Annotated in this window: 3 protein-coding genes; all 3 read left to right on the forward strand. The window is 64.4% G+C overall.

Annotated elements, in window-relative coordinates:
• A partial coding sequence (locus tag JOZ76_RS35130) for a CaiB/BaiF CoA transferase family protein (protein WP_291705967.1) occupies window positions 1–2,428 on the forward strand: 2,428 nt, incomplete at its 5' end.
• Window positions 2,425–3,615, forward strand: a complete 1,191-nt coding sequence (locus tag JOZ76_RS35135; protein ID WP_291705968.1) for an ABC transporter ATP-binding protein — start codon at window positions 2,425–2,427, stop codon at window positions 3,613–3,615. The genes JOZ76_RS35130 and JOZ76_RS35135, both read left to right, overlap by 4 nt.
• Before the next feature lie 51 nt (window positions 3,616–3,666).
• Window positions 3,667–4,722: an ABC transporter substrate-binding protein gene (locus JOZ76_RS35140; protein WP_291705969.1), complete on the forward strand. Its 1,056-nt coding sequence runs from the start codon at window positions 3,667–3,669 to the stop codon at window positions 4,720–4,722.
• The last annotated feature ends 82 nt before the right edge of the window (window positions 4,723–4,804 follow it).

The raw sequence follows: 4,804 nt of genomic DNA on the forward strand, positions 1-4,804 counted from the left end.
AAGCGCGCTGGCGGTGAGCGCCGACGCCGGGCCGAGCGCAGCGCGTCTGCGCGTTCTCGAGCTCGGGAGCTCTGCGGCAGTTGGGTTCTGTGGAAGGCTCCTCTCCGAAATGGGGCTGGATGTCGTGGTGGTTGAGCCGAAAACAGGGCATCCGCTCCGCAACGCGGCCCCACGAGCGGCGCTCGAGGACGGCACCACGGTGAGCGCGCTCTGGTTATATCTCGCCGGCGGCAAACGCAGCGTGGCGTTCGACGCGCAGCTCGCGGCTGATCGGACCGAGCTCGACGAGCTGATCGCGGCTGCCGATCTTGTTATTCACGACCTGACGGAACAGGCGGCCCACGATGCAGGCCTCGGCTTCGAGCGGCTGCGGGGCCTTCGAGCCGGTATCGTCGTCACGGCGCTTACTCCCTTCGGCTCGACCGGGCCGTACGCTAATCTGCCGGCCAGCGACCTCACAGTGTATGCGCTTGCCGGGCATCTTTATCTCACCGGCTCGCCCGAGCGCGAGCCGCTGCTTCCCTACGGTCACCAACCAGCGCTTTTCGCTGGCGTGCTCGGCGCTACCGCTGCGCTCGCCGCTCTCACGCGGTCACAGCACGACGGGGTTGCCCGCTCGATCGAAGTTTCGCAACAGGAGGCGCTCGCCGGCGCGCTCGACACGACCGTCAACTCTTACACCTATGCTGGTGTGACGCGCAGCCGCCACGGCAATCGAATCCAGGAGGGTTCCCCACTCACGGACGTCTATCGGACGAAGGACGGATTTTTCCTGATCTGCGTCTATATTGAGCCGCAATGGCGCGGCTTTTGCGCCATGCTGGACCGTCCGGAGTGGCTTGAGGATCCCCTTTTCGCAACCCTGGCGGGACGGGCCGCCAACGGTAGTGCAATTGAAACGGCGATGGTCGCCTGGTTTGCCGCGCGCACCTCGCGCGAGGCCCTCGCCGAGTGCCAGCGCCATCGTCTGCCGTCTTGCATAGTTTCCGACGCGCCCGGGCTGCTGCGCGACCCACAACTCCTCGCGCGCGATCACTTCGCGATGGTCGAGGCCGGAGCGGCGAGAACTCTCGCGCACCCGAAACTGCCCTTCGTGATGTCATCGGGGCAATCGAGGGAAGCGGTCGCGCCAGGTCTCGATGAGCATCGTCACATGATCCGCGGCAGCTGGACCCGCCGTGGTCGGACCGCTGCGCTCCCGGTTGACCCCTCGGCTTTGCCACTCGCCGGCATCCGTATCCTCGATGTGACGCATGCCTGGGCGGGACCCTTCGGGGGGTTGCAGCTCGGGTATCTAGGCGGCGACGTCATAAAGATTGAGGGAGCTCGCCGCCCCGACGGGACGCGCTACGTGTCGCGAGAGAAACAGGATTTCTCGCCTGATTATGAAATCGGCGGATACTACCACGAGTGGAATCGCAACAAGCGTTCAGCGGCGATCAACATGGACCAGGCCGAGGGGCGTGCGTTAATGCAGCAGTTAATCCGAAAAAGCGACGTTCTTATCAACAATTACTCGGCGCGGGTGCTTCCCAAGTGGGGGCTCGACTGGCCTGCGGTCCATGCCATTAACCCACGCCTTGTGCTGGTCACCATGCCAGCGTTCGGCTCTCAAGGTCCCTATCGCGACTTCGTCGGCTACGGCGAGACGCTGGAGGGCGCCGGTGGGCTGGCGCGGCTTTCGGGTTATGAAGCGGGACAGCCAATCCGATCCGGTATAGCCTATCCGGATCCACTCGTCGGGCATTATGGCGCGCTTGCAGCCATACTCGGACTCCAGAAACGGGCGGAAACGGGACAAGGCATTTGGCTCGATATCTCGCATCAGGAATGTGTCTTGCACATGATCGGCGACGCGGTTCTGCATTATCAGCTCGCCTCAACCATACAGGAGCCGAGCGGCAACTCCCGCGCCGATCTTCTCCTCAACGCGGTGCTGCCCTGTGCCGGCGAGGACAACTGGATCGCGGTAACCGCAGCGGTGCCCGAGCAGCTGAAGGCGCTCGCCACCCTAACCGGGATCGAGATACTCACGGAGGGCGGAGACTCCGAGGCGGCCTATGCCGCGCTCTGCGCCTGGAGCCGCACGCGCGACAAGTATGAAGTGATGCAGCGCTGCCTTGCGGCAGGCGTGGCGGCCGGCGCCGTCCTGAAAGTTGGCGAGCTGCTTGAGGACCCGCATCTCGCCGCCCGGCAATTCTTCGAGCTGGTGCAACATCCCGTAGTCGGCCTCAAGCCGCACCCAGGCGCTGGTTTTCGCATCGCCGGAGCAGCAGTCGGGACGCATTTTCCTGCCCCGCTGTTCGATGGCCACACCGACGAAATCCTCTCGAGCGTGCTAGGCCTGGCGCCAACCGAGATTGCCGGTTTGCGTCAGCGTGGCACGATCGGCGGCGTGCCGGCTGGATCTCAGGTGGCGACAGGATGACAGCCGTCGACAAGGGCCGGGCGGAGGGCCCAGCGCAGCGCGCTCAGCCGTCAAGCGCAGCGGCGACGAGCGGCGATCGGAGGAACGTGAATGCGGGTGCCTATCCCGCTCGGCGCCCGGCGGCAGTTCGGCTCGAGCACGTCACCCATCGGTTTGGCACCTTCACCGCGCTCGAAGATGTCTCGCTGGAGGTTATGCCCGGCGAGTTTGTAACGCTACTGGGGCAGAGTGGCTCGGGTAAATCCACCATGCTGCGTATAATTGCAGGATTGACGACGCCCAGCGAAGGCCGGATCTTCATTGACGGCCGCGATGTTTCCGATGCGCCGACGCAGCGCCGCGGCATCGGATTCGTTTTCCAGAACTACGCGTTGTTCCCGCACCTGACGGTTTTCGAGAACATCGCCTATCCGCTTCGTATTCGTGCAATGAAGGGACCGGAGCTCCAGCGCCGCGTCGAGAAGGTGCTAGCCCGCATCAACCTCCTCGGTTTCGGCGATCGCTACGCGGCGCAACTCTCGGGAGGCCAACAGCAACGGGTTGCGGTCGCCCGCGCCCTCGTCTACGAGCCCTCAGTGCTGCTAATGGACGAGCCCCTCGGCGCGCTTGATCGCAAGCTACGAAAGCACATGCAAATCGAGCTGCGGCAGCTGCAGCAGGATCTGCACATCTCCTGCATCTACGTCACGCACGATCAGGAGGAGGCGCTCACCATGTCCGACCGGATCGCGGTCATGCGGGCCGGGCGGATTTTGCAGATCGGCGACCCAGTCACCGTCTACCGTCATCCGGTGAGCAGCTTCGTCGCCGACTTCGTCGGGTCGACCAATCTCTTCGACTGCCGCGTGCGCGAGGTCCTGGGCGACGGCTCGGTCCTGCTCGAAACCGCGGGCCGGATCGCAATCCGCGCCCCCACGTTTCCGGGAGTTGCGGCGGGGCGCGCCTGCCATGTTGCCGTGCGTCCCGAGTTCGTCCGCATCGGCGAGGGGGCGGTCGAGATCGCCTTCGCCGCCCGGGTGGAAAAGGTGACCTTCGTCGGCAACGTCGTCGACATCCGCTGCGCACTCACAAGCGGCGAGCTGGTCAGTGTCGAGGTTGCCGGTAACCGCAAGGACCTTGTCGCAGTTGGGGACCAGGTTAGGATCGGCTGGGACGGCGCCGACATGGGACTATTTCCGGCGCCCTGACGCGGGCGCGAGCGAGCGAAAAAACGTTTCAATGTGGAGAAGGAGGAAGCGATGCGAGATCGGATGGGCGAAGCGGCGGTTGCCCTGGCAGCTGCCGTCATTGGATTGGGGGTTCTCCCGGCACGCGCGCGGGCAGAGGACCAGGTTGTCTACATCAATTCATCGGGCGGCGTGCTCGATGATGTGAATCGCAAGATCCACTGGGATCCGTTCACGCAGGCGACCGGCATCAAGGTGGTCTCGAGCGCCCCAGTCGACAACGCCAAGCTCAAGGCGATGGTGACGAACGGCAATGTCGAATGGGACATCACCGAGATCGACGGCGGCGATTTCCCGCGCGCCGTCAAGGAGGGGCTGCTCGCCAAGCTCGACCGTTCCAAGCTTCCAGTCGATCAGCTGCCAAAGGACGCGCTTACCGACTACGGCATCTGGGACGGCCCCTATTCGGCAATCCTGACCTGGAACACCGAGGTATTCCCGCTCTCCGGCAAACATCCGACGAGCCTTATGGACTTGTGGAACCAGAAGGACTTCCCCGGGCCGCGCTGCCTCTGGAAGGGTGCGGTCGACAATCTCGAGCTCGGTGCGTTGCACGCCGGCGTCGCGCGCGACAAAGTCTACCCGATCGATCAGGACAAGGCCTATCAGGAGCTCGACAAGATTAAGAAGGATGTCAGCGTATGGTGGACCACCGGCGCGCAGTCGGTCCAGGCGGTGGTCAACAAAGACTGCGTCATGGGTACCACTTGGAACGGGCGGCCATACCAGCTGGTGGTCAAGGACAAGGCGCCGCTCGGCGTCGCCTGGGAGGGCGCGATCCTGCGCAGCTCATGGTGGGTCGTGCCGAAGGGGGCGAAGCATTTCGATAACGCGATGAAGCTGATCGCCTGGATGCAGGACCCACAGCGTCAGGCTGAGCAGGCGAAGCTCAGCGGTTATGCCGGCGGCAATAACGGCACTGCCGCCCTGCTGCCGGAATCGGTCCGCGAGTACCTCGCGACATCGCCCAACCATCTCGCCGTCTCGGTCATCGCCGATGACGAATGGTGGGCGGGGAACGGGCCGGCGGCGGAGAAGCGCTTCACCTCCTGGGTGATAGCCAATTAGCGGGGGCGGCATGCGGGATGAGGCGGGACCGGGCTATGGGCGGCTGATACAGCTCCTACCGCTTATCCTGCTCGCGCCCGGC

It is taken from the genome of Bradyrhizobium sp. (genome assembly GCF_019244115.1).
Lineage (GTDB): Bacteria > Pseudomonadota > Alphaproteobacteria > Rhizobiales > Xanthobacteraceae > Bradyrhizobium.

Excerpts from the sequence above, each read along its gene's own strand:
- JOZ76_RS35135 (WP_291705968.1), top strand. The coding sequence starts at position 2,425 with ATGACAGCCGTCGACAAGGGCCGGGCGGAGGGCCCAGCGCAGCGCGCT.
- JOZ76_RS35140 (WP_291705969.1), top strand. The coding sequence starts at position 3,667 with ATGCGAGATCGGATGGGCGAAGCGGCGGTTGCCCTGGCAGCTGCCGTC.